Source organism: Pseudalkalibacillus sp. Hm43, from assembly GCF_051842935.1.
GTDB lineage: Bacteria > Bacillota > Bacilli > Bacillales > Fictibacillaceae > Pseudalkalibacillus.
In genome coordinates, this window is sequence record NZ_JBPXRR010000002.1 from 54,526 (window position 1) to 77,136 (window position 22,611).

The 22,611-nt window shown below is 41.1% G+C and carries 24 protein-coding genes and 1 riboswitch; of the genes, 5 read left to right on the forward strand and 19 right to left on the reverse strand.

What is annotated here, in order from left to right; genetic code table 11:
* Positions 1–4: 4 nt before the first annotated feature.
* The 12 genes from ACSVDE_RS16620 to ACSVDE_RS16675 all read right to left on the reverse strand — a co-directional run bounded on the left by ACSVDE_RS16620 (position 5) and on the right by ACSVDE_RS16675 (position 8,620).
* A complete protein-coding gene (locus ACSVDE_RS16620; protein ID WP_439302089.1) occupies positions 5–964 on the reverse strand; it encodes a type II secretion system F family protein in 960 nt (319 codons plus the stop codon).
* A complete protein-coding gene (locus tag ACSVDE_RS16625; protein WP_439302090.1) occupies positions 964–2,397 on the reverse strand; it encodes a CpaF family protein in 1,434 nt (477 codons plus the stop codon). The genes ACSVDE_RS16620 and ACSVDE_RS16625 overlap by 1 nt, the downstream gene beginning before the upstream one ends.
* Complete coding sequence (locus ACSVDE_RS16630) at positions 2,394–3,254, reverse strand: AAA family ATPase (RefSeq protein WP_439302091.1); 861 nt, start codon at positions 3,252–3,254, stop codon at positions 2,394–2,396. Before ACSVDE_RS16630 ends, ACSVDE_RS16625 begins: the two co-directional genes overlap by 4 nt.
* The gene (cpaB, locus tag ACSVDE_RS16635; protein WP_439302092.1) at positions 3,244–3,924 is read right to left on the reverse strand and encodes a Flp pilus assembly protein CpaB; all 681 of its coding nucleotides are present in this window, start codon (positions 3,922–3,924) and stop codon (positions 3,244–3,246) included. The genes ACSVDE_RS16630 and cpaB overlap by 11 nt, the downstream gene beginning before the upstream one ends.
* Before the next feature lie 9 nt (positions 3,925–3,933).
* The gene (locus tag ACSVDE_RS16640; RefSeq protein WP_439302093.1) at positions 3,934–4,860 is read right to left on the reverse strand and encodes a pilus assembly protein TadG-related protein; all 927 of its coding nucleotides are present in this window, start codon (positions 4,858–4,860) and stop codon (positions 3,934–3,936) included.
* A 16-nt stretch (positions 4,861–4,876) separates the two neighbouring features.
* Positions 4,877–5,260 (reverse strand): TadE/TadG family type IV pilus assembly protein, encoded by a 384-nt coding sequence (locus tag ACSVDE_RS16645; protein ID WP_439302094.1) that lies wholly within the window; start codon positions 5,258–5,260, stop codon positions 4,877–4,879.
* Positions 5,257–5,772 carry an A24 family peptidase gene (locus tag ACSVDE_RS16650; RefSeq protein ID WP_439302095.1) on the reverse strand — a complete coding sequence of 172 codons (516 nt, stop codon included), beginning with the start codon at positions 5,770–5,772 and terminating at the stop codon, positions 5,257–5,259. The genes ACSVDE_RS16645 and ACSVDE_RS16650 overlap by 4 nt, the downstream gene beginning before the upstream one ends.
* Positions 5,773–5,848: 76 nt before the next feature.
* Entirely contained in the window at positions 5,849–6,046 is a 198-nt protein-coding gene (locus ACSVDE_RS16655) for a Flp family type IVb pilin (protein ID WP_439302096.1), read from the reverse strand.
* Positions 6,043–6,405, reverse strand: a complete 363-nt coding sequence (locus ACSVDE_RS16660) for a DUF192 domain-containing protein (RefSeq protein WP_439302097.1) — start codon at positions 6,403–6,405, stop codon at positions 6,043–6,045. The genes ACSVDE_RS16655 and ACSVDE_RS16660 overlap by 4 nt, the downstream gene beginning before the upstream one ends.
* Positions 6,406–6,488: 83 nt before the next feature.
* Positions 6,489–6,575: riboswitch (cyclic di-GMP riboswitch) on the reverse strand.
* A 466-nt stretch (positions 6,576–7,041) separates the two neighbouring features.
* The gene (locus ACSVDE_RS16665; protein WP_439302098.1) at positions 7,042–7,548 is read right to left on the reverse strand and encodes a GNAT family N-acetyltransferase; all 507 of its coding nucleotides are present in this window, start codon (positions 7,546–7,548) and stop codon (positions 7,042–7,044) included.
* 14 nt (positions 7,549–7,562) lie between these two features.
* A complete protein-coding gene (locus ACSVDE_RS16670; protein WP_439302099.1) occupies positions 7,563–7,880 on the reverse strand; it encodes a YbjQ family protein in 318 nt (105 codons plus the stop codon).
* A 185-nt stretch (positions 7,881–8,065) separates the two neighbouring features.
* Entirely contained in the window at positions 8,066–8,620 is a 555-nt protein-coding gene (locus ACSVDE_RS16675) for a nucleotidyltransferase domain-containing protein (protein ID WP_439302100.1), read from the reverse strand.
* 121 nt (positions 8,621–8,741) lie between these two features.
* Between ACSVDE_RS16675 and ACSVDE_RS16680 the strand changes: the two genes are divergently transcribed.
* The 4 genes from ACSVDE_RS16680 to ACSVDE_RS16695 all read left to right on the forward strand — a co-directional run bounded on the left by ACSVDE_RS16680 (position 8,742) and on the right by ACSVDE_RS16695 (position 13,453).
* Positions 8,742–10,520, forward strand: a complete 1,779-nt coding sequence (locus ACSVDE_RS16680; protein WP_439302101.1) for a metallophosphoesterase family protein — start codon at positions 8,742–8,744, stop codon at positions 10,518–10,520.
* 361 nt (positions 10,521–10,881) lie between these two features.
* A complete protein-coding gene (locus ACSVDE_RS16685) occupies positions 10,882–11,628 on the forward strand; it encodes a metal ABC transporter ATP-binding protein (RefSeq protein ID WP_439302102.1) in 747 nt (248 codons plus the stop codon).
* Positions 11,625–12,482, forward strand: coding sequence for a metal ABC transporter permease (locus tag ACSVDE_RS16690; protein ID WP_439302103.1), 858 nt, complete (start codon positions 11,625–11,627; stop codon positions 12,480–12,482). Before ACSVDE_RS16685 ends, ACSVDE_RS16690 begins: the two co-directional genes overlap by 4 nt.
* A gap of 17 nt (positions 12,483–12,499) precedes the next feature.
* Entirely contained in the window at positions 12,500–13,453 is a 954-nt protein-coding gene (locus tag ACSVDE_RS16695; protein ID WP_439302104.1) for a metal ABC transporter solute-binding protein, Zn/Mn family, read from the forward strand.
* A gap of 57 nt (positions 13,454–13,510) precedes the next feature.
* Here ACSVDE_RS16695 and ACSVDE_RS16700 read toward each other — a convergent pair whose 3' ends face one another.
* Together ACSVDE_RS16700 and ACSVDE_RS16705 are read right to left on the reverse strand one after the other, a co-directional pair.
* Positions 13,511–14,101 carry an HD domain-containing protein gene (locus ACSVDE_RS16700; RefSeq protein WP_439302105.1) on the reverse strand — a complete coding sequence of 197 codons (591 nt, stop codon included), beginning with the start codon at positions 14,099–14,101 and terminating at the stop codon, positions 13,511–13,513.
* Between the two features lie 39 nt (positions 14,102–14,140).
* On the reverse strand, positions 14,141–14,611 hold the full coding sequence (locus ACSVDE_RS16705; protein ID WP_439302106.1) for a redoxin domain-containing protein: 471 nt from the start codon (positions 14,609–14,611) through the stop codon (positions 14,141–14,143).
* 175 nt (positions 14,612–14,786) lie between these two features.
* Here ACSVDE_RS16705 and ACSVDE_RS16710 point away from each other — a divergent pair, with 175 nt between their 5' ends.
* On the forward strand, positions 14,787–15,158 hold the full coding sequence (locus tag ACSVDE_RS16710; RefSeq protein WP_439302107.1) for a cytochrome-c oxidase: 372 nt from the start codon (positions 14,787–14,789) through the stop codon (positions 15,156–15,158).
* Between the two features lie 43 nt (positions 15,159–15,201).
* Here ACSVDE_RS16710 and ACSVDE_RS16715 read toward each other — a convergent pair whose 3' ends face one another.
* The 5 genes from ACSVDE_RS16715 to ACSVDE_RS16735 form a co-directional block, all read right to left on the reverse strand.
* Positions 15,202–16,512, reverse strand: a complete 1,311-nt coding sequence (locus ACSVDE_RS16715) for a lysine N(6)-hydroxylase/L-ornithine N(5)-oxygenase family protein (RefSeq protein WP_439302108.1) — start codon at positions 16,510–16,512, stop codon at positions 15,202–15,204.
* 233 nt (positions 16,513–16,745) lie between these two features.
* Complete coding sequence (locus ACSVDE_RS16720; RefSeq protein ID WP_439302109.1) at positions 16,746–18,884, reverse strand: peptidoglycan D,D-transpeptidase FtsI family protein; 2,139 nt, start codon at positions 18,882–18,884, stop codon at positions 16,746–16,748.
* Between the two features lie 125 nt (positions 18,885–19,009).
* Positions 19,010–20,146, reverse strand: coding sequence for a hypothetical protein (locus ACSVDE_RS16725; RefSeq protein ID WP_439302110.1), 1,137 nt, complete (start codon positions 20,144–20,146; stop codon positions 19,010–19,012).
* A gap of 93 nt (positions 20,147–20,239) precedes the next feature.
* A complete protein-coding gene (locus ACSVDE_RS16730; RefSeq protein WP_439302111.1) occupies positions 20,240–20,962 on the reverse strand; it encodes a M15 family metallopeptidase in 723 nt (240 codons plus the stop codon).
* Positions 20,963–21,391: 429 nt separating this feature from the next.
* Positions 21,392–22,606, reverse strand: coding sequence for a D-alanine--D-alanine ligase family protein (locus tag ACSVDE_RS16735; protein WP_439302112.1), 1,215 nt, complete (start codon positions 22,604–22,606; stop codon positions 21,392–21,394).
* Between the last annotated feature and the right edge of the window lie 5 nt (positions 22,607–22,611).

The following is a 22,611-nucleotide window of genomic DNA, read 5'->3' on the forward strand; positions in this document are numbered from 1 at the left end:
TTCTCTACACCTCTATTGTGGTTACTTTTTTGACTAATATGAATCCGATGATACCGGATATTAGTCCTGCCCCAAGTAAGACCATCCCTATGAAATTTGTAAATAAAGTTCCAATGTAATCAGGCTCAATTAAATACAGTACAAGCGCTAATATTAATGGAAGTAATCCTATTACAATACCTGAAAGCTTCCCTTGTGCAGTAAGAGTAGTGATTTGACGTTGAATTTTGGTACGGTCTCGAATAGTCTGAACAATCTTATCCAACACGGTCGCCAAGTTCCCTCCTACCTGCCTTTGAATGAGAATAGCCTGTATCATGAGTTCCAAGTCTTCACTAGGCATCCGATCATATAATTCATTCAAGGCATCTTCAAGTGAGCTTCCGTATTGCATCTCCTTTAGAACAAAACCGATTTCACTGCTAATTGGATCCTCAGCTTCTTCAACCACTGTTTGGAGTGCTTGCGGAAAGCTGAACCCTGCTCTCAATGAGCCTACAACCGTTGAAATCATATCCGCTAATCCATCGTTAAATCTTTGAATGCGCTTCTTCTCTTTTTTCTTAACCCACATCATCGGTAGGATATATCCTCCCGCTCCACCAATAATGAGCATTAGCAAGTTACCTGAAATCAAAAAAAGAAATCCAGCACCTAATGCAGTTGAAATCCATCTGAACAATAGAAATTCTTCGGGTTTTAATGGAATACCTGATCTTCTTAATAAATTTTCAAGCTTTCGGGTCTTCCTTTTTGAGACTTTCGAGCGTAAACGTTGTTTTGAAAGTTGAAGTTCCAAGAAAAGATTGAATTTCTTCCGTTCAAGCTTAGATTTGTTATAGCTAGACAAATAATAGTTCATTCGTTTCGTCATGCGCTTATCCGAAAGTAAGGTCATATGCAGGATGGCATAAAAGAATAAAAAAGAAGTAAACGAAGCTAAAAGAACCAAGTAATAATGCATTAGCCCCAATCCTCCTCAGACACGAACACACTTGGAGGAATATCTAATCCTGAACGTTCCAATAAATCATAAAACTTCGGGCGAACACCAGTCGGTACCAGTCGACCTCTAATTTTACCTTCAGCGTCGACCCCTTCTTGTTCATATTCGAATATATCCTGAAGGACAATAACATCTCCTTCAAGACCTTGTACTTCTGTGATTTTAGTGATTTTTCTTGAACCATCTTTTAAACGAGACTGCTGGATAATTAAATCAAGCGCTCCAGAAATTTGTTCACGGATTGCTTTTACAGGAAGCTCAACTCCAGCAAGCAAAACCATTGTCTCTAATCTTGAAATCATATCCCTTGGACTGTTCGAGTGTCCCGTTGCGAGTGAACCATCATGACCTGTATTCATCGCTTGAAGCATATCGAGGGCTTCACCACCACGGACCTCACCAATCACAATACGGTCAGGTCTCATACGCAATGAGTTTCGTACAAGGTCTCGAATTGCGATAGCTCCTTTTCCTTCGATATTCGGTGGACGTGATTCAAGTGAAATGACATGAGGTTGTCCAAGTTGCAATTCTGCAGCGTCCTCAATTGTAACAATTCGTTCATCATCAAAAATAAAAGATGAAAGAACATTCAGTGTGGTCGTCTTCCCTGATCCCGTTCCTCCAGAAACAAAAATATTAAGCCTCGCTTTTACACAAGCTTCAATGAACGTTGCCATCTCACGAGTTAAAGTGCCAAATGAAATTAAATCATCAATTTTGAAAGGATCAGCTGAAAATTTTCGGATTGTAAGTGTTGGTCCATTTAAAGCAAGAGGCGGGATAATAGCATTCACTCGGGATCCATCAGGTAATCGTGCATCAACCATCGGAGAGCTTTCATCAATTCTTCTTCCGAGTGGGGAAACAATTTTTTCAATAATGTTCATCACATGTTCATCATCTCTGAAACGGATGCCCGTCAACATGAGTTTACCTTTACGTTCGATATAAACCATACCAGGACCATTCACCATGACCTCTGTTACTTCTGGATCCAATAATAGCGGATTGATCGGACCAAAACCTGTTAAATCATTTGTGAGCTCCTCGACTACTTTTTTTCGATCGATGGCTCCCCGGAATTGTTCATCTTCCTTTATGATATCAATCGCCATAGCATCTAATTGAGGGATGATAGTTTCTACATCATCGTTACTGTTCATTTCTTCTAAGATTTTTTTATGTAGACGATTCTTAAGTTCTTGGTGTTTATTGAACTTTTGTTGTTCTTTTTCTTGAACCTTATCTTCTTTTACTTGCTTTTTCTGAGGTCTGAAGCTTGAAACAAGATCGTTTTTCTGGACGGTTTGTGTATCCGAATCATCGAGCTGATCGTTATGAACTGACTTTACCTGGTTTTTCGCTTGCACTTTTTGCAATAAACTCATTCTTTCCCCTCCTTATGGTTTGACCTTTGAAAGATTTTTGAAAAGAATGAAGGTGGTTTGGTTTCATAAACTTTTATTTCTCTTCTTGAGGTAATTTGTTCCGCCATTTTCAAAACAGCTTTGGCTATTTCCGTTTTCCCCTGATTTATTACAAAGGGAATGCCGATATTTAAAGATTGAGAAGCAATTTGAAAGTCGTTTGGAATATATTGAAGTTCTCGATTCTCCAAAATATCTGGAACATCAGATGCATTAATAACGCTTTCCATTGTTGACCGATTAACTACAGTTGTAACTTTATCCTTTAAATCAATAGCCTCTAATGTTTCCAGCATTAGCTTTGTGTTTTTAAGAGTTGACATTTCCAAATTCGTTAACATCAAAATCTGGTCAGCCTTTTCAAGTAATGGCAGAGTCTGTTCTTGTAAACCTACACCAGTATCCACAACTACATAATCAAACTGAGTGAGCATGAGATCTAATATTTTATTAACATGGTTTCTGGTCACTAGCTCAGAGTACTCCGGCCGGTCTGGAGCAGCTAGCACCCTAGCACCACTCTCATGTCGGCTGAAATAGCTTTCCAATGTCACTTCATCTAAATCATCAATATCTTCTATAACATCTTTTAATGTAAAAGCAGATTGTAAGTCCATAGCAAGACTTACATCACCGAACATATAATCGCCGTCCAATATTCCGACTCTAATATTCTTTTTACATAATGAAACGGCCAAGTTGACCGTCATCACTGTACGGCCAACTCCACCTTTCGCACTACATACAGCAATCATTTCGCCACGCTTACGTTTTTGGGTTCCAGTAGATTCCACTGTTTCAATCGTATCAGTTGTCATCCGAAGCAGCCTCCTCACCAGATTTGACCCTGCTTCTAAGTGCGAGGTGTAATGGACCTGATTCCGTTGCATTTGCAAGATTTACCGCTTCATTTGGCATTACTTCCAGGGTTACTGAAGTATATTCAACGTATTCTTCGCCCTCCGTTGTTTCTACCATTCGCCTCCCTACTGCTAGTACGGTCACATTTTCGACGACAACCTTTGAAACAAGTTTATCTCCTTCTTTAACCGTATTGATAACGTCCACTTGATCTTCAGGCTCCAACAAATTTGATACGGATTGAGGTAAATTCACCCCAACTGACACAGCCCGAAAACCATCACGAATTTTTCGAGAGACAAACAACTTCTCCTCTTTTGCACTTTGTAGATGGTTTGAAAGCAATGCCTCACCTCGAGCGATATCCGCAGTTGAAAACTGTCCAATCACAGAATCCAACTCCGTAAGTGCATTAGTATGAATTCCTTCTTCAGGTAAAAGTTTTGTCTCTATCATCTCTTTAGTGATGGACACATTCCGTTTGATTTCCTGAGCTGCAACTACAACCTCGACTTTACTCTTATTTGCCACTGTCTGGGCATCGTATTGCTTCATATAATTAAAAAACAGTACTGTAGTAATTAATCCCATTAAAATTGCTAACGTTAAAACAAGTTTTGACCTCAATATGTTCACCTACTCTGTTAGTCTAATTCCATACGCCCCGTTGTTTTCAACTGTTTCATCTACATGACCAGTACCTGTACGTTTGATGAACATCCCTGTGATTTCTGTACTTTTCTTATCCATAGGTTCTTTCACATAAAAGTAAGCAAAACCTGTAACCTTGATTGACTTCATCTGGTTCTGGTCATTATCGTAAGGTTCATAGACAGGGATTAATAAGATCCGCTTACAGTCGCGAGGGTTTGCTCCTGACTTCATCTCTTCTTCCGATACTGAACATGCATTTACAAGCTCGGTAATAACGGATCTAGTTTTTCCAGCTATATTTCCTGTTTGAGTATCTATGATGTCCCCAATAGTAACTGGGTTTTGGTAGCCATTTCTCAAGTTCTCTTCATATGTTTTTGCACCTGTTCCACCTAGTGCAAGTACTCCAAAAACGCCAGATTCATTATCATGAGGTCCTACTTTCAGTTTATACTCTTTATAAAATTCCAAAGGAACAGAGTCATCAATTCCTAGTGGTGCAGCACCCTTTGCTTCAGACATCGCTCTAATAATCGCTGCAGATTGCACGTTGACTGGAACAGTTTCGAACCCAAATAATTTCGAAAAATATAAAGGCACGTCTTTCATAAGGGTTACCCGAACCTCATCTTGTAACTTTATTGATAAAGACTCAAGACTAGACTTTTCAGTATGTTCATCCAACACTTTATGAACGACTTTTTCTACTTCATATTCATCTGTTACAAGTTCTTGTGCTCCTGATAAAGCTGCTGCATTCGCCACTTTCTGTAAGTGGCTTTTTGTCATATAGAGAGAACCACCGTCCATGACCAGTCCCAAAATGGCTATAAGAGCTACCATTGCAAGCCCAACTAAAACAATTGAACTTCCAGTCTCATCTTTTAATAGATTTAATTTATTCTTCATATAAACTACCTCCCAATCACTCTACTCTGATAGTAGAATCCGTTTTTACTAATATGGGTGAAGGCAGTACTTTAGAAATAAGAGGAGTTACATATTCAACAGGGTATTCGAGTGTAACAGTCATATAATCCCCAGATTCACGCATAGTGTCATTCGGTGAGATGTTAACTTGAAGATTCGAAGAGTCCCCAACATGAACATAATCCCTAGCAAACTGTGCAATGGCTGCATCATCCCGACCTAAGCCACCTAGCCTTACACTCTCTTGAGTCGCCAATTGAAGATGCATATATGTATACATGATTCTACCGAAATCAAAGATTCCTATTAATATTATTAATAACACCGGGAGAACCAGTGCCATTTCCACAATAGATTGACCATTTTCCTTTTTAATCATGAAATCCACGCCTTCCCTACAATGCTAAGGATTGCACCACCTGCTATCGCGACCCCATATGGATAGGTGGATTTCAAAGAGTCTTTTGTCATAGCCAATGGAACAGTCAACCCACTTTTCTTTGCGTAGAGCCAATGGAAATAATACTTTAGTCTACTGAATGCTCCTCCATTGAAGATGAGAATACATATGGCTATTACTCCACCCAATAGTGCCATATATATGGACGTATTGAGTACAAATAACGGACCCTTTAACGCCCCGATCAGAGCAAGAAGTTTAACATCCCCTGCACCTATGCCCCCCATAAAATATGGAATCAAAAGAATACCAATTCCAATAAGGAAACCCAGTAGCGATGCCGCTAATCCAGACCAACCATTTAAGATAAGGTGCAAGATAAGTGATAAAATGAGTGCAGGGAAAATCACCTTATTATAAATCAGTCGTTTTCGGATATCGGTAACTACACATATGATCAGTACAATGATTAAAACCATGTTAAATACCATATGAAAACCCCTTGTATTTTTTGAAAAAATGGCCTTACGTAAAAACTACGTAAGACCATTGAAAACTGTATAAGCCTTAACTTCCGCCTGCAGTTCCACCAGTTTCTCTGTTTGTAACCATATCTTTTACATCCGTAAACATTTCAATGATTTCCGTTCTCAGAAGTGCTAATGCTCCAACTGCAGCGACTGCAATCAATCCCAATACTAATCCGTACTCAGTCATACCTTGTCCTTGCTCTTCTACTACTAATCCTTTTAATTTTTCCATCATGATACTCGCTCCTTTAAATTTTGGATTTGTAATGCTTGTCCGGGTTCTACCTTAGTCTTATGAATGGTTCCAGCTGGCAGCTCAATGACGGATGACGTCCCTTTGTGATGTTTTCCGATTGTTCCAGGACGGACGTAACATTCGGCTGCAATGACTTCATTTGATGCATTCAAATACAGTACGTCAATTTCGAACTTCATAAAATACGTATGGATGGAACGGCAGGGTTTGATGTGGACGGCATAACCTTCCTCGAATGAAGAAGTAAACATAAGTCCTTTAAGCCTTTTAATAAATGAGTAAGCAGGAATCATTTTATCTGCAATGATCTTGCCAGTAGAAAGGTTAACCAATTCCATTCCGACACCTCCTTCTCCAACAAAAAATACCCTGCCTTTACCGAAAGGAGGGTACTTCTTAACGTCAAACACCCCTTGGATCTTTCGGTAACTGGCTGGCTTAGTGCAAGTGCACCTTAGCCCCTCTAGCTTTGCGCCGCTGGTTTTCACCAGGTTTGCCTTTATCGAGATTCAGCGTAGTTTGTCGTTGAATCCGATATCTTGTAGTTTCATCTTACGAAAACACCCATTGTTAATCATCAGTCTATATTATTAAATTTTTCAGAATATTTAGTAATTAAATAGTCCTATCTAAAAATTTATATACCTACAATAGTCTGCTAACTCCCCGCAAATCGAGTTTTTACATATCTTGACTTGAGGACTTTATACTTAAAAAAGCCCCATTTACTTCTCTTTTACTTAAAAAATTTCAACATAAAACCGATAAACCGTATTCTTATAAGTACAAAAGTCACCCCCACAAGAGAATCAATTAAGCTTTCGCTTCGGAACAATTAGATGACATAGCCTACTTTTTGGTACAACAGATAGGTAATTTAGGATAGTATGTGGGAAATCACGGTAAAAAGGATGCTTTTTGGAGGGGTAAAATAGAAAGAGACTGAGCCGTTCAATCGGATCAGTCTCACTGGTTCATTTTTTTAAATGGAATTTCATCAACATTTCATCGTAGTAATGCCCTTCGATTTTCAACGAGCGCTCTTCGACACCATACGATTCAAATCCGATCTTCTCGTAAGAGCGGATCGCTGAGCGATTTTCTGTCATCACGGTCAGCATGATCTGTTCAAGGTCCTCGATCTTACTTGCTTCTTCAACTAAATTTTCCAAGAGCTTGAACCCGATACCATTTCTTTGTACATGCTGACTCACATAAACTCCAACAATTTCACCTTTGTGCTTCATTTTCTTTTTTGTATGTTGAAAAAAGGTTCCTATACCGACGAGTTCTTTCCCATAATAGGCACCCACCGTAAATTTGTCACTCATCTCAATATTCTTCTTCACATCTCCAACTGATCGGTTCACTTCTTCTTCATAAGATGATGCGAAGGCTTCAGGATAATTTTTCAACCCTTCTAATCTTAATTGATAATAATCTGCTGCATCTTCTGATCCGAGCTTCCGGAATTCAATCATGGTCGTTCCCCTCTCTACTCGTTAATGTACACCGCCGTTCCGTATGCAACGATCTCGGATGCATTTGACATAACAGATGATGTTTGCAGACGGCAGGCCACAATCGCATTCGCCCCTTTTGCCTTTGCATCTTCCACCATTCGGGAAATGGCAATTTTACGAGCCTGTTCCATCATTTCGTTATATTCTCTGATTTCTCCTCCAACGATTGTTTTCAAACTAGCAAGAATATCTTTTCCGACATGCTTGGCTTGAATGGTACTACCCTTCACAAACCCCTTCAGTTCAATGATTTCTTTCCCAGGAACAGTATCAGTAGTCACTATAATCATTTTGATCTTCCTCCTCTTTCTCTCTTATTCGTTCAATGATTAGTAAAATGAATAACACGAGCATAGCCACTCCATATAAAAGGAAAAGCGTGATGGAAACCCAGAAGTTGATAAACAAAAAAATGATAGCCGCTCCCTGCGAGACAACCGTTAATAGCAAGATTATGGATTTGTATTTAGACATTTCACACCTCGTTCAGAAGACGCATTGTCCGGTCTATGATTTGGTCGGGTAATGGCTGCTCAAGCGCCTTTCTCAAAATAAATGGATGAAGAATCCCGTTTTCTTTCCAATATAATTCGATCAGATTCGCCTTATCACCTTTATTCGGGATTAATTGATATAAGATGAACCAATCTTCTAATGAACTGAGTGGCAATGAGTACCCATCCACTACAACCTGTTTCGTTAAGGACTCATTATTTAGATGAAAACGATAGATTCCCTTCTCATGTTCGATTGCAAAACCTGCCATAAAGTCGATCTCCGTTTCATCCATCAGGTACCTTCGAAAAATTTCCGTCCTGAACGGAGTATAGGACTCAGCCTCTATAGGCGAAGCACTTTCTTCAATCAAGTGCGACGCTTTCTCCACATCATTTATGTCAATCAGTAAATCAATATCCCGTGGTGACTTAATCAAGCCATATTGAGCAAGGACGTTGGAGCCTCCGGCCGCCCAACGAACATTCGACTCGCATAATACTTTAGTAATATAGCTCAATACATACCTTTGCATTACATCCTCCTAGTAAATTATGGTTGAATTTGTTTTGTAATTAAAAATTAACAAGTATTTCACAAAAACTTGCTACGATTATTGTCGAACACAACAAAGAGACAATGAGGAGGATCCAAACGTGAAGCATAAATTCAAAACCATTGCTGCCGTTTTTACAGCAGCTGCACTTATCGTTCCAACCTTGGGGGCTAATGGTGCCATCAATGGACCGTTAGGCACAACAGGTAAACAGGATGGTGGAATCGGCAACTCAACGAACTACCTGGATGATGTTCCAAATATCAAGGTAGACCAGAAAGTCAATGATATCATTTATCCACTGTTCGGAAACCCTGCAATCAAAAAGCAAGGTGAAACTGTCACTGTAAAAATCGATAGTCAAGGTAAGGAAGCTGCTGGCTGGGATGTTAAATTGAAACCAACCAATCATTCTGCATTTACTGAAACATACGATCTTCCTGTTCAGAAGGTTTCAATGGGTGAATCACACTGGAAAAACAGTGAAAAAATTTATGATGTGACTGTCCAAATTCCTGAGAATGTACCTGAAGAGTTGTATGATCTTGAAGTTTCTTATACAGCATCTGGTCAACGCAAAACGGATGAGCAACCGCATTCCGTTAAAGTCGTTAAAGAATACAAGAAAGACTTTGAATTCTTACATCTGACAGATACACACGTTGGTTCTCCACGTAACCTCGGAAACCACGATGACGTATCAACTATAGACCCAGGTCGTTTGAAAGAAGCTGGAATGTGGGATGCGAAGGAAGAAGATCGTTGGCTATACCTTCAAAAAGCCATTAAAGAAGTCAACTTGAAGAATCCTGATTTTGTTGTTGTTACCGGTGACCTTATGTATGGTCAGATGAATCCGCAAGAATATATCTATGAATATGAAGAAACGTATCGCATTCTTCAACAATTGGATGTACCTGTATACCTTGCACCTGGTAATCATGATGCCTACGCGCAAGATGCAACTCTAGCGGACGGCGCAAAATATTGGGAGCAATATTTCGGACCTCAATACTTCTCATTTGATTACGGCCCGTATGCACACTTTATCGCATACAACTCGTTCGACTGGCATAAGTTCGACCGAAGCGGTCACGGAACGGTTTCCGTACCAACTTGGGGTGGACAAATCCGCGAACAACAGCTTGACTGGGTCAAGAAGGACCTAGAAGAAAACGCGAAGACTGCACAACCGGATCAGATTACTGGATTGTTCTCTCACCACAATCCACTATGGCGTGACCGTGATATCTGGCCATCTGATGATCCAGACGTCCAAAAGTATTGGAAGCAATACGACGAGCAGCACAACCCGCAAAATCTTGAAACATTGATCCTTGGAGAAAAGCTCGGTATCCAATATGACCAGCAATGGCATGGTGAAAATGCCCATGAATTGATTGAAATCATGAAACAGAATGATGTGGATATCAGCCTTCATGGCCATACGCACATCGACAATGTTACAGAGCAAGATGGAATCCTTTATACAACAACGACTTCACTTGAACTCAGCGGTAAGCCTTGGGTTGGATTCCGTCCACTAGAAGTGAAGAATGGTGAAATTACGAATTACAATTATGAAGAGCCTGGTGTCTCCGTCCCTGTATATGAAAATGGAAATACTGAAGGCGGCGTGATGGCACTGGAATCTCAATATGAGAAACCGAACGACGGACATGCTACTGAGCAAACCGTTACTGTCTACAACCGCTTGAAAAAGGAAATGACAGTCACGGTGCCGATGTATCTCGTCAAAGGGGAGTACGATGTTTCTGAAGGAACAGTGAAACAAAACGTAGCCTCTGGAGATAAGCAGTACGTTGAGGTTGAAATCACAGTTCCTGCGAAAAGCACAAAAGAAATTACAGTAAAGTGATTTTTAATAAAAAGCACCTGAGCCGCATAGGCTCAGGGCTTTTTATATGGAAATAAGTTGCTCCCCTCAACCTGGTCATAACATGCATAACCACATTCCCCAACGGGTAAAACAGAAGAGATATCTTTGTTTTCTACAATTGAATAGGAAGTGTTGCTGCAAAAGTTACAGTCACTTTTTTGTTGACAAAAATATAAGAATGATTTAAGTTTTGTCTATAGGAAACATTTTTATAACTGGGCATATATTATGACTGTTACTAAAAAGGTCATTTTCTTTTTAAATAAATGTTGCGCATGTACAACTTTTGTTTCTAAGGTGAATGTTGTTAGTTATACGCACAAGAAAGGAGTGAATTAGGATGCCGAATGTGTTGAACGTTAATAATCTGAACGTATCTTACCTCGGAAACGTCGCATTGACGAATATTTCATTTCAAGTTGAACAAGGAAGCCTGGTCGGCATCATCGGTCCGAACGGTGCTGGTAAATCTACATTGATCAAAGCGTTGATGGACCTCATTCCATCGGAAGCCGGTAAAGTGGAAATCTTGGGGAACCCAGTTAAAAAAGTACGGAAAAAAATCGCATATGTCCCCCAACGAAACGACATCGATTGGGATTTCCCGATCCTAGTGATCGATGCTGTTTTGATTGGCACATATCCACACCTCGGCCTATTCAAGCGTCCAAAGAAAAAGCAACGGGAATGGGCATACGAATGCCTGAAGCGTGTAGGCATGGAGGAATACAGCAAGCGCCAGATCGGTGAGCTATCTGGAGGACAACAACAGCGGGTGTTCTTAGCACGTGCACTTGCACAACAAGCGGATATCTTTTTCCTGGATGAACCTTTTGTCGGAGTGGACGTTTCGAGTGAAAACACGATCATCCAAATTCTGAAGGAACTACAGAAGGAAGGAAAAACGATTCTCGTCGTACACCATGACTTGAGCAAAGCGAATGTGTACTTCGATGAGTTGATCCTGCTGAACAAAGAGTTGATTGCAAAAGGTGAAGTTCGCCAAGTGTTGGATTCACAAACCATCCAGAAAGCGTATGGAAATCCTCTTGCATTCATGAATGATATGGGAGTGAATCAAGCATGAACTTCATAGAAGCAATTATTCAGTATGAATTCCTTCAAAAAGCATTGATCACCTCTGTAATGGTCGGAATCATTTGCGGGGTCATCGGATGCTTCATCATTCTCAGAGGAATGGCATTGATGGGAGACGCGATTTCACATGCTGTCCTGCCAGGTGTTGCCATCTCTTACATGCTTGGGATCAACTTCTTTTTCGGCGCCGTATTCACTGGTGTGCTAACGGCTATCGGCATCGGGTTCGTCAGCCAGAACAGCCGATTGAAAAACGATACCGCGATCGGAATACTCTTTACATTCGCGTTTGCGGCCGGAATCATCCTGATTACATTCATGAAGAGTAGTACGGATCTGTATCACATCCTGTTCGGTAACGTACTTGCCGTTCGCCCATCAGACATGTGGGTCACACTCGCAATCGGTATTCTTGTCATTGGAGGCGTCTACTTCTTTTACAAAGAGTTACTTGTCACCTCCTTCGACTCCACGATGGCACAAGCCTATGGATTATCGACTAGAGTCATCCATTACCTGTTGATGACATTGTTGACGATGGTTACGGTCGCTTCCCTGCAAACGGTTGGAATCGTCCTTGTTGTTGCGATGCTCATAACACCAGCAGCAACAGCTTACCTGTTAACCGACCGACTCTGGGTCATGATTTACCTAGCAGCAGGATTCGGAACCGTCGCTTCTGTGATTGGGTTGTATTACAGCTTTACGTATAACCTGCCATCAGGAGCAACAATCGTGCTCACATCAACAATTTTGTTCATCGCTGTGTTCATGTTGTCACCGAAACACGGCTTCATAAGAAAATTTGTAAAATCAAGAAAGAAAGCTTCATACGCAAACTAGAGAGGGGAATAGGAACTATGATGAAAAAAATGTATGCATTATTTGTAGGGGTGTTGATGATCTTCTTGCTTGCTGCTTGTAGCGGTGATGGAGAAGCAGAAGGCGGTAAGAAAGATGGAGAAAAAATTCAAGTCGTCACAACGTACTCCATTCTGTATGATATGGTCAAAAACGTTGGTGGAGATCAAGTCGAAGTACACAGTATGGTCAAAATCGGCTCAAACCCGCACGAATATGATCCACTACCGGAAGACGTCAAAAAGACAGCAGACGCTGACGCAGTCTTCTACAACGGATTGAACCTGGAAGCAGGTAACTCATGGTTTGAAAAATTACTAGGCACAACTGGCAAAGACGGCGAGGATGCACCTGTCTTTCGTCTAAGTGAAGGCGTAGAACCAAAATACTTAACGACGAAAGGTAAAGAGGGTGAAGAGGATCCTCATGCTTGGCTGAATGTTGCGAACGGTATCAAATATGTAGAAAACGTCCGTGACGGACTGATCAAGGTCGACCCGGATAATAAAGAAACGTATGAAAAGAACGCAGAAGAGTATATTGCAAAGCTTGAAAAACTGCATGAAGAAGCGAAAACAAGCTTCAGTGAAATTCCGAAAGAAGATCGTTACCTCATCACAAGTGAAGGTGCTTTCAAATACTTCAGTGATGCTTATGACATCGAGGCCGGTTACATTTGGGAAATCAACGCAGAGAACCAAGGAACACCAGATCAAGTACGACAAGTTGTCGATCTTATCCGTGAAAAAGACATTAAAGTCCTTTTCTTAGAAACGAGTATCGATGCACGTAGCATGGAAACTGTATCACGTGAAACGGGTGTACCAATCGGAGGTAAAGTGTTCACAGACTCTCTCGGAGAACCAGGTGAAGACGGAGACTCCTACATTAAAATGATGGAATGGAACATTAACATCATCAAAGAACAACTTCAAAAACATTCTTCTAAGTAAAATGAGTAAGGGATGAGCCGATGAAATCGGTTCATCCCTTTTCTTATGGTGAGTAACTTAGCGTAAATATCCGTTTTCAACGGCATCCTCGATGACAGCCTGTGCATATTCCCAGAGGTCTTCTGACCCTTCTGCGATCGTTTTGTTTCGGCTTAACACCTGTTCCTTCCGAATATCGTGCTTTTTCCAGGTGAGTCCTTTCGATTGATGATTAAGAAGCATCGGATGAAGGCGGTCAAGTGTCGCAGCGAATCGCGCTTCAGGTGTTTCACGATCCTCGAACTCCCTCCACAAACTGTACATCGCATCGGCTTGATCATCTGGCAAGATAAAGAAAATCCGATTTGCCGCCTCTTCTTCTCTCTCCTGTTTATCTTCATGACCTTTTTCATCATAAGCGAATGTATCACCCGCATCGATTTCTACGAGATCATGAATCAGCAACATTTTAATGACATGAAGAATGTCGATGTTTTTCTCATTCGCATACTCTTCAAGAGTAAGTGCCATCAACGCTAAATGCCAGGAGTGTTCTGCATCATTTTCTTGCCTTGAACCATTTGTAATGTACGTCTGTCTCAGTATGTTCTTCAGCTTGTCGATTTCAAGCAGGAATCCCATCTGTTGCTGCAAACGATTGATATCCATTAGAATCATGTCCCCCTTTGTGAATCATACCCTATCTCATTATACACAAAGGTCTTTACAACATTGGAAAACTTGCATGTACTGCTCTCGATCGTCAGCATCGAACTCCGTGTTTTTGAATCGGATGATTCCTTCCTTATCAATGAGAAATACAGAACGTTCTGCAGTCTGATCCTTTTCATTCAACACACCATAATCTTTAGCAGTCGTTTTGAACCAATCGGATACAAGTGGATATGGCAATGTTCCAAGGCTTGCTGCAAACACATTATGGGCATAGATATGATCTACACTGATCGCCAATACTTCTGTTTCGCTTTCAATAAATGTTTTGAAATCCTCTTTCCAAGAGGTGATTTCCTTTATTCATCCAGGTGTGAAGTCTAGCGGATAGAACGCGACAAGAACATGCTTCTTCCCTCTATAATCGGATAATCGAATCTTCTCTCCTGTCGTAGATGACAAGTGAAAGTCTGGAGCTTCTTGTCCAATCTCAAGTTGTTTTCCCACAAGTTTAACCTCCTTTTACAAACATCTCTTTAAAGTATTTCTTGATACCTTGTCCACTACTCATAAAATATGTAGCTAGACTGCGTCTTGCGCTATGACAAATGTGCTAAAAGTTCTATTTTCAACGTATACATTAGGGAACAAGTCTTGTTTCATCCTAGAAAGGAGAATGTGTATGGGTATTAAACTGATCAAGATTTCAGCTGTCTATTTTGCAATTGGTGCGGTCTTAGGGATGTATATGTCGATGTCTCATACGTTTAATCTGACACCGGTTCATGCGCACATCAACTTACTCGGTTGGACAGCACTCACGTTAGCGGGTATCATTTATCATTTATTCCCAAAAGCATCCGATTCCTCTCTTGCCAAAATCCACTTCTGGGGGCATAATATCGGGCTTCCAGTTATGATGCTTGGTCTGACACTATTCGTTTACGGGCATGAGCAATTCGAACCTGCCATCGCAGTAGGTGCGACGATCACTGTCATCAGCATTCTGATCTTCGTCGTCAATGTTTTGAAGAATGTGAAGGCTGAAGAATAGCGGTCTCAAAATCAAAGGTTGAGCCAAGTAGGCTCAACCTTTTTTATTTGGATTGAAATTGTTGAAAAACGGTATCATGATTCACACGGAAAATCTCTTTGCCACAAATCGTGTTGAGGATCTTTTGATTCCGGTAGACCGACAAACCAAGATTCGTTGCGCCAGCTCCATGGGAGTGCTCCAAGTTGGTTAAAGTGAAGATATGGTTCTCCCGGTCATCTTTAAATTTCAAACGATAATCAAGTGAGACCTTATATCGTTTGTCATCCTCCCATTCGATTTGATCACTGAACTTTTCGATCCAATCGGGTATATGAGGCTTGTATCCGGTAGCAAGAACCACCTTCTCAGAGTGATGGGTGAACGCTTCTCCCTTTTGCCATTGGTTGCACTTCAGCTTATAGCCATCTCCATCATCAGAAGGCTCGATCTTCTTGACCTCTGTAAGAGGTTGAATCGTAACCGGTTTTGTCTCTCCATCAACCGACCGGTGATAGAGGAGGTCATAGATCTGTTTCAGGGTTTCAGGGTCGATGCCTTTTCGGAGTTGCCCGAGCGTTGAAAGGGCATCCTTCCGCTCATCAAATGTGAGCTGATGAAAGTACGCAACATAATCCGGTGAGAAAACTTCCTGTCCCAGCTTCGCGGATTCCAATTGGAGAAATCCAGCTGACCTCGTAAACCACGTCAGTTCATAATCGTATTTGTTTTCATCCACTAACAATTCATAAAAGACTTCCGCCGCGCTCTGACCCGATCCGATGACAGTAATGGATTTCGTTTGTTTCGCTTCCTTTTCATAAAAGCGATACTGACTGGAATGGAATATGTCATCTCCAGAACAACCTTCGATATCCATCGGCACAAGAGGTACACTACCGGTTCCCATGACAATATGTCTTGCATAAAACTTCTCTACCGCCTGTGTTTCCGTATCATGAACGACTACTTTATAAACCGGTTCGTCTTGTTGTATGTAGTCCACTTTAATGACGCGTTTGCCAAACAGACAATTGTCTAATTGATCAGCAACCCACGCCGCATAATTGTTATACTCACGCCTCGGAATATCAAATCGGTTAAAGAAAAAGAACTTATACAGACGGTTGTTTTCATGGAGGTAATTCAGAAAAGAATAAGGACTTTTCGGATTTGCTAATGTTACAAGATCTGCAAGGAATGGAACCTGCAAATCGGTCCCTTGAATCAACATGCCTGGATGCCATTCGAATTTGGACGTCTGATCAAAAAAGAGGGCATCTACGTCTTCCACCTCATCGGTTAGAGCAGCAAGACTTAAATTGAATGGACCAATCCCAACTCCAATAAAGTCATAAATCCTATCCTCGCTCATTAGACCACTTCCTTTGCTATGTTCGACAATTATTTTATTTCCTTAAACAAATGTTTGATTGATTGGGTAAAACCTTGATGTTGCAAGGGGGAGAAATTTAAACAAACGTTTGATTGAGTAACTGAGTTTTTTGTCGAGAAGAATAGTAGGTACTCCTCTTCTCTACTTTCACCTAAAACAAGGTAGTTAAACAACAAAAAGACCGACACCCGATTGGATGCCGATCTCCCCTATTATTGCTCTTCTGTCGTTTCTTCTGTGGTTCCCTCTTCACCTTCGGAAGTTTCTTCTTCAGTACCTTCTTCGCCTTCTGGAACTTCTGGTATAGGACCCTCGTTATAAGCCTTTACGATTTCGTCAACAATTTCAACGTTCACATGTCCGCCGTTAAGACTTGGGACAACAACCGAGAATGCGATTTCTGGGTTATCATATGGTGCATATCCAATGAACGTAAGATTGTAAGCACCAGGACCGACTATCCTTTGTGCAGTCCCTGTTTTGCCTGCAATCATCGTATTTTTCAACTCTCTAGCTGTGCCTCTGGTGCCATGGGTTACGAGGTAAAACCCTTCTTTCACACGATTGATTTCTTCTTCCGAATTATCAATACGGTTAATTACCCTAGTTTCATATTTAGAAACAAGTGGACCGAGATCCTCTTTCCCCGTAGATTGACGTACTTCTTTCAACAGATGCGGTTGTACTCTATATCCACCATTTGCAATTGTTGAAGCGTACTGTGCCATCTGGATTGGGGTATAGGTGTCAAACTGACCAATTGTATAGTTGAACAAATTTCCTGCTTCAGTATCTTCTATATTACCTTCATAGCCCAATGCTTCCTCAGGCAAATCAATCCCTGTTTTTACACCCATTCCAACCGAAGCATAAACATCTCTCAACTTATAAAAGGTATCTTTATACTTTTGTTTTCTATTAACATATGCTGTGTAATATGTGCCGTGATCTACGATATTGAATCCAGCTATACGACCAATTCCAACCCCCATGTATACGTTAGAGGACTGCTCTAATGCTTGTTTATCATTTACTCTTCCTATTCTATTTCCACCGTAAGAATCAAAAGGTTTTCTACCTTTCATTCTTACAGGGTTATCTTTAAGAACAGGTGCATTACCCATTTGATGCATAGCAAGAACAGTTGCACCTTTAACTGTGGATCCCATTTCAAATGCTTTTTGTAGAGTTGCAAAAGAGTCATCCGTGAATTTTCCACCCTTGTATTCCCTACCAACCATTGCAAGAACTTCCCCAGAGTTCGGGTCCATCATCACAACATACGCACTATCTACTGGACCATCACCACGGCTACGTGCAAGAGTAATTTTTTCTTCAAGGATCTTTCCGACTTTCTGTTGTAAGTTCATATCAATTGAGAGTACAAGGTCGTGTCCTCTTGAACCAGGTGATACGACAGGTGCTCCAATGGGTTGACCTGCTTTTGTCGTCGTAAATGTATAGGTCTTATCTTTACCACTCAGAATACCTTCATATTGCTTCTCCAGGTAACTTGTTCCGACTCGATCGTTACGAGCATATCGTCTAAGTAGATAATGGTCCAGCTCTTCAGAAGGGATATCTTTTATATTGCCAAAAAAGAATTCCTTTCCAGCTGGATAGCTACGCTCGGCTGTCGAAGATATTCCGAAACGTCCCTCGAGCTCACCAAGGTGCTCCCCGATGACAGCCATTTCTTTTTCTGTCAGGTCTTTTTTGATGAAGCTGACCTCGAGGTTCGTCGCTTTATCCAACTCCCGTTTGATGGCTAGGATTTCAAGGTTGCGGGTCTTGTCGGTTCCATCCATTTCTTCCCCATAAACCCCTGCATCCTTTAGATCTTCCTCTGTAATCCGATCAAGCACAAGCTTATAAAGGATCTTATCTTTATCCTCATCTTCACCGTATTCTTTGTCTCTTTCCTCTTGCGTAAGCTTTTGCTCATACGCTTCCAGCATGCCGGTTTCTACAATCCAAAAGTCTTCCCGGTCCCGTTCGGTAATTTTATTTAGAGGCATTTCAATCATAGGAGCGATTTTCTCAGCATATTTCATGTGCTCCTCTTGCCCCGTTCCTTGAATCCGAATGTACGTCAAAGCAAAAGAGGGAATGTTGGATACAATCAATCGTCCATTACGGTCAAACATTTTCCCACGCTCGGTTTGGACAGAGGCTTCAATGTTCGTGGTCATTTCAGATTGCGATCTGAAATGCTCCCCATGGACGATTTGGATGAATCCAAGACGGATGATCAACACTGTAAATAGCAAGAAAACAAACAAGAATAGTAGGTTTATCCTTGCTGGCAGAAATCTTTTCCTCTTCCTTTTTTGTTCTTCAATGCTATCCATTAAAATCTCCCCTTTTTTGCTCTAGCTGCTAAAGACCCCTCGTAGAACTTGGTATCTATTCCAATTATTTCATATAAAGGGTACAAAAGAAACTGCTCTTTTGGAGCAGTTTTGAACATTTTTTTTCAATTTTTGAGGATTGCTTCTACTGGTTTGATAGGAGCTCCTTTTTTAACATCGTCCCATACGAACACCACACCTGCACGAGGCAACACCCATTTATCAAGTTCAACCTTAACTGTATCATTAGGCAACGTACTGATGGCTTCTGCATCATCGAAAAAAGGAATAGCAATGACATCTACCTGATCTTGCAAATGTGAAAAGAGGATATCGACTGAATAAGTAGGTTCAGAAATGACTGCAATAAACTTTTTCTGAGATTTCAATTGTGGCATTTGGAACTTGATTTTAAACTTATGTTCACTTCTCTGGTCTTTATGAGGGGCTTTGGGAAGATGAAAATGCAGATAAAATCCTTCAATCTCCTTATCGTTTCGAACGGTATAAGCAATCTCTTCATCGTCCAATTCAAAACGGAAGTTCAACACATCCTTCACAAACATATGCATTTCTTCATTGCTGAAACCCTGGAGAAGATCAATATGATTATCATTCACCCACAAGTTTTCACGGAAAAAGAAATTTTTTCGATCATACAAACCGTCCAATGTCCTTTCCTTATATGAAAAACCTACAGATATGCCGTTGTCTTCCAGATGATCCTGACTCACATTTTTGAAAAAGGATAATTCCTGCTTCACCCAATCATATGCGGCATCATCGATTACAAACCATTCACTTCTCAGCGGAACATGATTTGTGTAGGATATGTAATACTTAAAATTGCGTCTGAAGCTATACTGATTGTTAAGGTAGGGTTCAATCATCGTACTGTATAGCATGTCACCCTCGGTCTTTCCAAGTAACGACTCTGTCGTGTTTTTGATGAACTGTTTTTTCGTATCATCTGAAAATCGACCAATCAGTTCTTGTTTGAAAACGAGCGCTTCTGTAATTCTGTCAGATACTTCTCGGTTATGATATGTCTTCGTGAAATGATCATAGAGGATATTGAATAATACGAGTGGAATCATTACTCCGATTAAAGAATTAATGACAGATATGTATAAAGAGTCCCAGGTGAATGTTTTCATGAAGATGTTTAAGAAGATGGCAATGATTAATAGCAGACACATGGAAATGAAGAATAAAAGACTAATATTTTTGTACGATTTCCGGTATTCATTTTCATCAAACATGGTTGAATCCCCCTACACACATTTCATTCTACATCCTATATTTTACAACTTTTTTCGTTGTTCGGATAGATGGAGATATAGGGGGAGATTTTCTCAAATTTCTAATTTTACTAATCCGTACTTCGCAGCTGGTTCTTTCCGTTGTTTGGCCCACCATTGGTTTCCATGATCGAAATGCCACCACTCTGCTGAGTAATTCGTAAACCCGGAGGTTGTCATGATATGGTGAAGAAGCCTACGGTTCTGAAGGTATGTTTCTTCCTCTTCACTTAACGTTTCTTGCTTCTTCTTTTCTTCGTAATATCTCGTGTATGCATGTTCACCAAAATCATCGAAGTCCGTTCCCATCGGTAAAACTGAACCATTGTTGTCAACAATCGTGATGTCAACAGATCCTCCAGTGAAGTGAGGAGATGGCGCTTTTTCATCATCTGTTGGATAAGAGACGAATTGACGGGCGCCTTCATGAAGACGTTCCTCTGACCATTCTGGATAATCATTTGTCAACTTATCCAAATAAGAATCGTAAAGCTGTTTCTGAACCGAAAACGGTCGCCATCCGTCCCAAACCATCAGCTTGAATCCATTTGGAAGTTTACGTGCTGCTTCTACCAGTTGGATCGCCACCTCTCGACGGACGTAACAATCATTCAATGCACCTGGAATCCCTAGCTCATGATACTTAGGATTTACAATCAATAAGCCATGTTCGATACTTTGGATCGACACCAATTCTTCTTTGTTCTCATGAATCGGTACCTGTCTCCAATCCTCAATCGGATGGACATGCGGTAATGGGTAATCGTTTCGGTTCATCAGAAAGCCTCCATTCTTTTAATCTAAAAACTAAGATGATGTACAATCAGTACAGTATTCGAGGTTTGCCAAAGGAATCTGTTCGTGAAACCAGATAATGGTACTCTGATTTAAATCATCACTTATGAGTGACGTTCTTAAAAACTTCCATACGTAGCAGGCAAAATCCTTTTTTGGCCGAAAAGCGCAAGCCCCTTGTCTAGCACATGGATGTGCTGACTTCGACGTTATCACAGGAAGTGATGTGTTTAGTCGAAGATTCCCTTTCATTGGAAGTCCAACGAGGAGGCTGTTGCCGCCGCAGTAGGACTGAAGTGAACCAAGAGTCTTGGCGCTGAGCTAGACACCACACCATCGCATCCAAACATTTATACCTTCTTTTCTACTAAAAAAAGGGAGTGACCATACAGTGGTCCTCCCTTTCATAATTTATGAATTGGATCCTAATTTGCTTTTCGAACCGCCTTTAGCGCCACCGCTATGCATCGCGAATAGGTTCGTATCGACAGAGAACGTCAGAGATTCCCGTTCACGCTCACGCTTCAACGCAACTTGAATCATATCAGACGTCAATTCTTTGAACGACTTTCCAGTCGGTTCCCATAGGTAAAAGGAAAGCGATCCAGGAATCGTATTGATCTCATTGACGAATACTTGCTCAGTATTTTTATCAATCAAGAAGTCGATTCGAGACACACCTGCGCAACCGAGGGTTTGGAATGTGTCTTTCGCCAGCTTCTGCACTTCTGCTGTCTTTTCATCAGACATCTCAGCAGGGATCTTACGGTTCGTGCTTTCCATTCCTTTGGATGAACCGCCGCCTTTTGAACTTCCTCCGCTTTGGTACTTATCCTGATAAGTGAGGATATCTGTGCTGCTCAACACTTCTTCACATACGGAACTTTCCGCTTCTTCATAGTCACCGAGTACGGAACAGTTGACCTCTTTCAAGTTGGTCACCATTTTCTCGACGACGATTTTTTTCGCGAATTCAGTTGCAAGCTCAACAGCTTCCTCTAGCTCTTCACGGTTTGTCGCTTTACTGATTCCGACACTGGAACCGAGATTCGCAGGTTTGACGATGACTGGATAATTCAGTTCACTCTCGATTTTCTCGATAAGTGCATCTTGATCGTTCAACCAGTTTGAGGAATAGAACCAATGGTAGTCAAGGATTGGCAATCCAGAGTCACGCAGGATTTGCTTCATCATGACCTTATCCATCCCGACTGCGGATGAGAATACGTCACATCCGACATACGGAAGGCCATGCAATTCGAAATAACCTTGTAAAATGCCATCTTCCCCATAGGTTCCGTGAATGACCGGGAAAGCAACGTCGATCTCAGAGATGAGCTTTTTACCGAACATACCTGTTGTGTGACGGTGGATGACCGGACGGCCTTGGTCGTTGGTCGTGATGATGATCCGCTCGCACTGCTTGAGCAGGCTATCTATGTTCTTATAATTCTCGATTTCTAATAAAGCTTCACCGGTATACCAGTTTTTATTTTTAGCAATATAGATCGGAATCGGTTCGTACTGGTCCCGATCGATTGCATTGATTGCTTGTAAGGCTGATATGACAGATACTTCGTGTTCTACAGATACGCCTCCAAAAAAGACGCCAACTTTTACCTTCATCTATT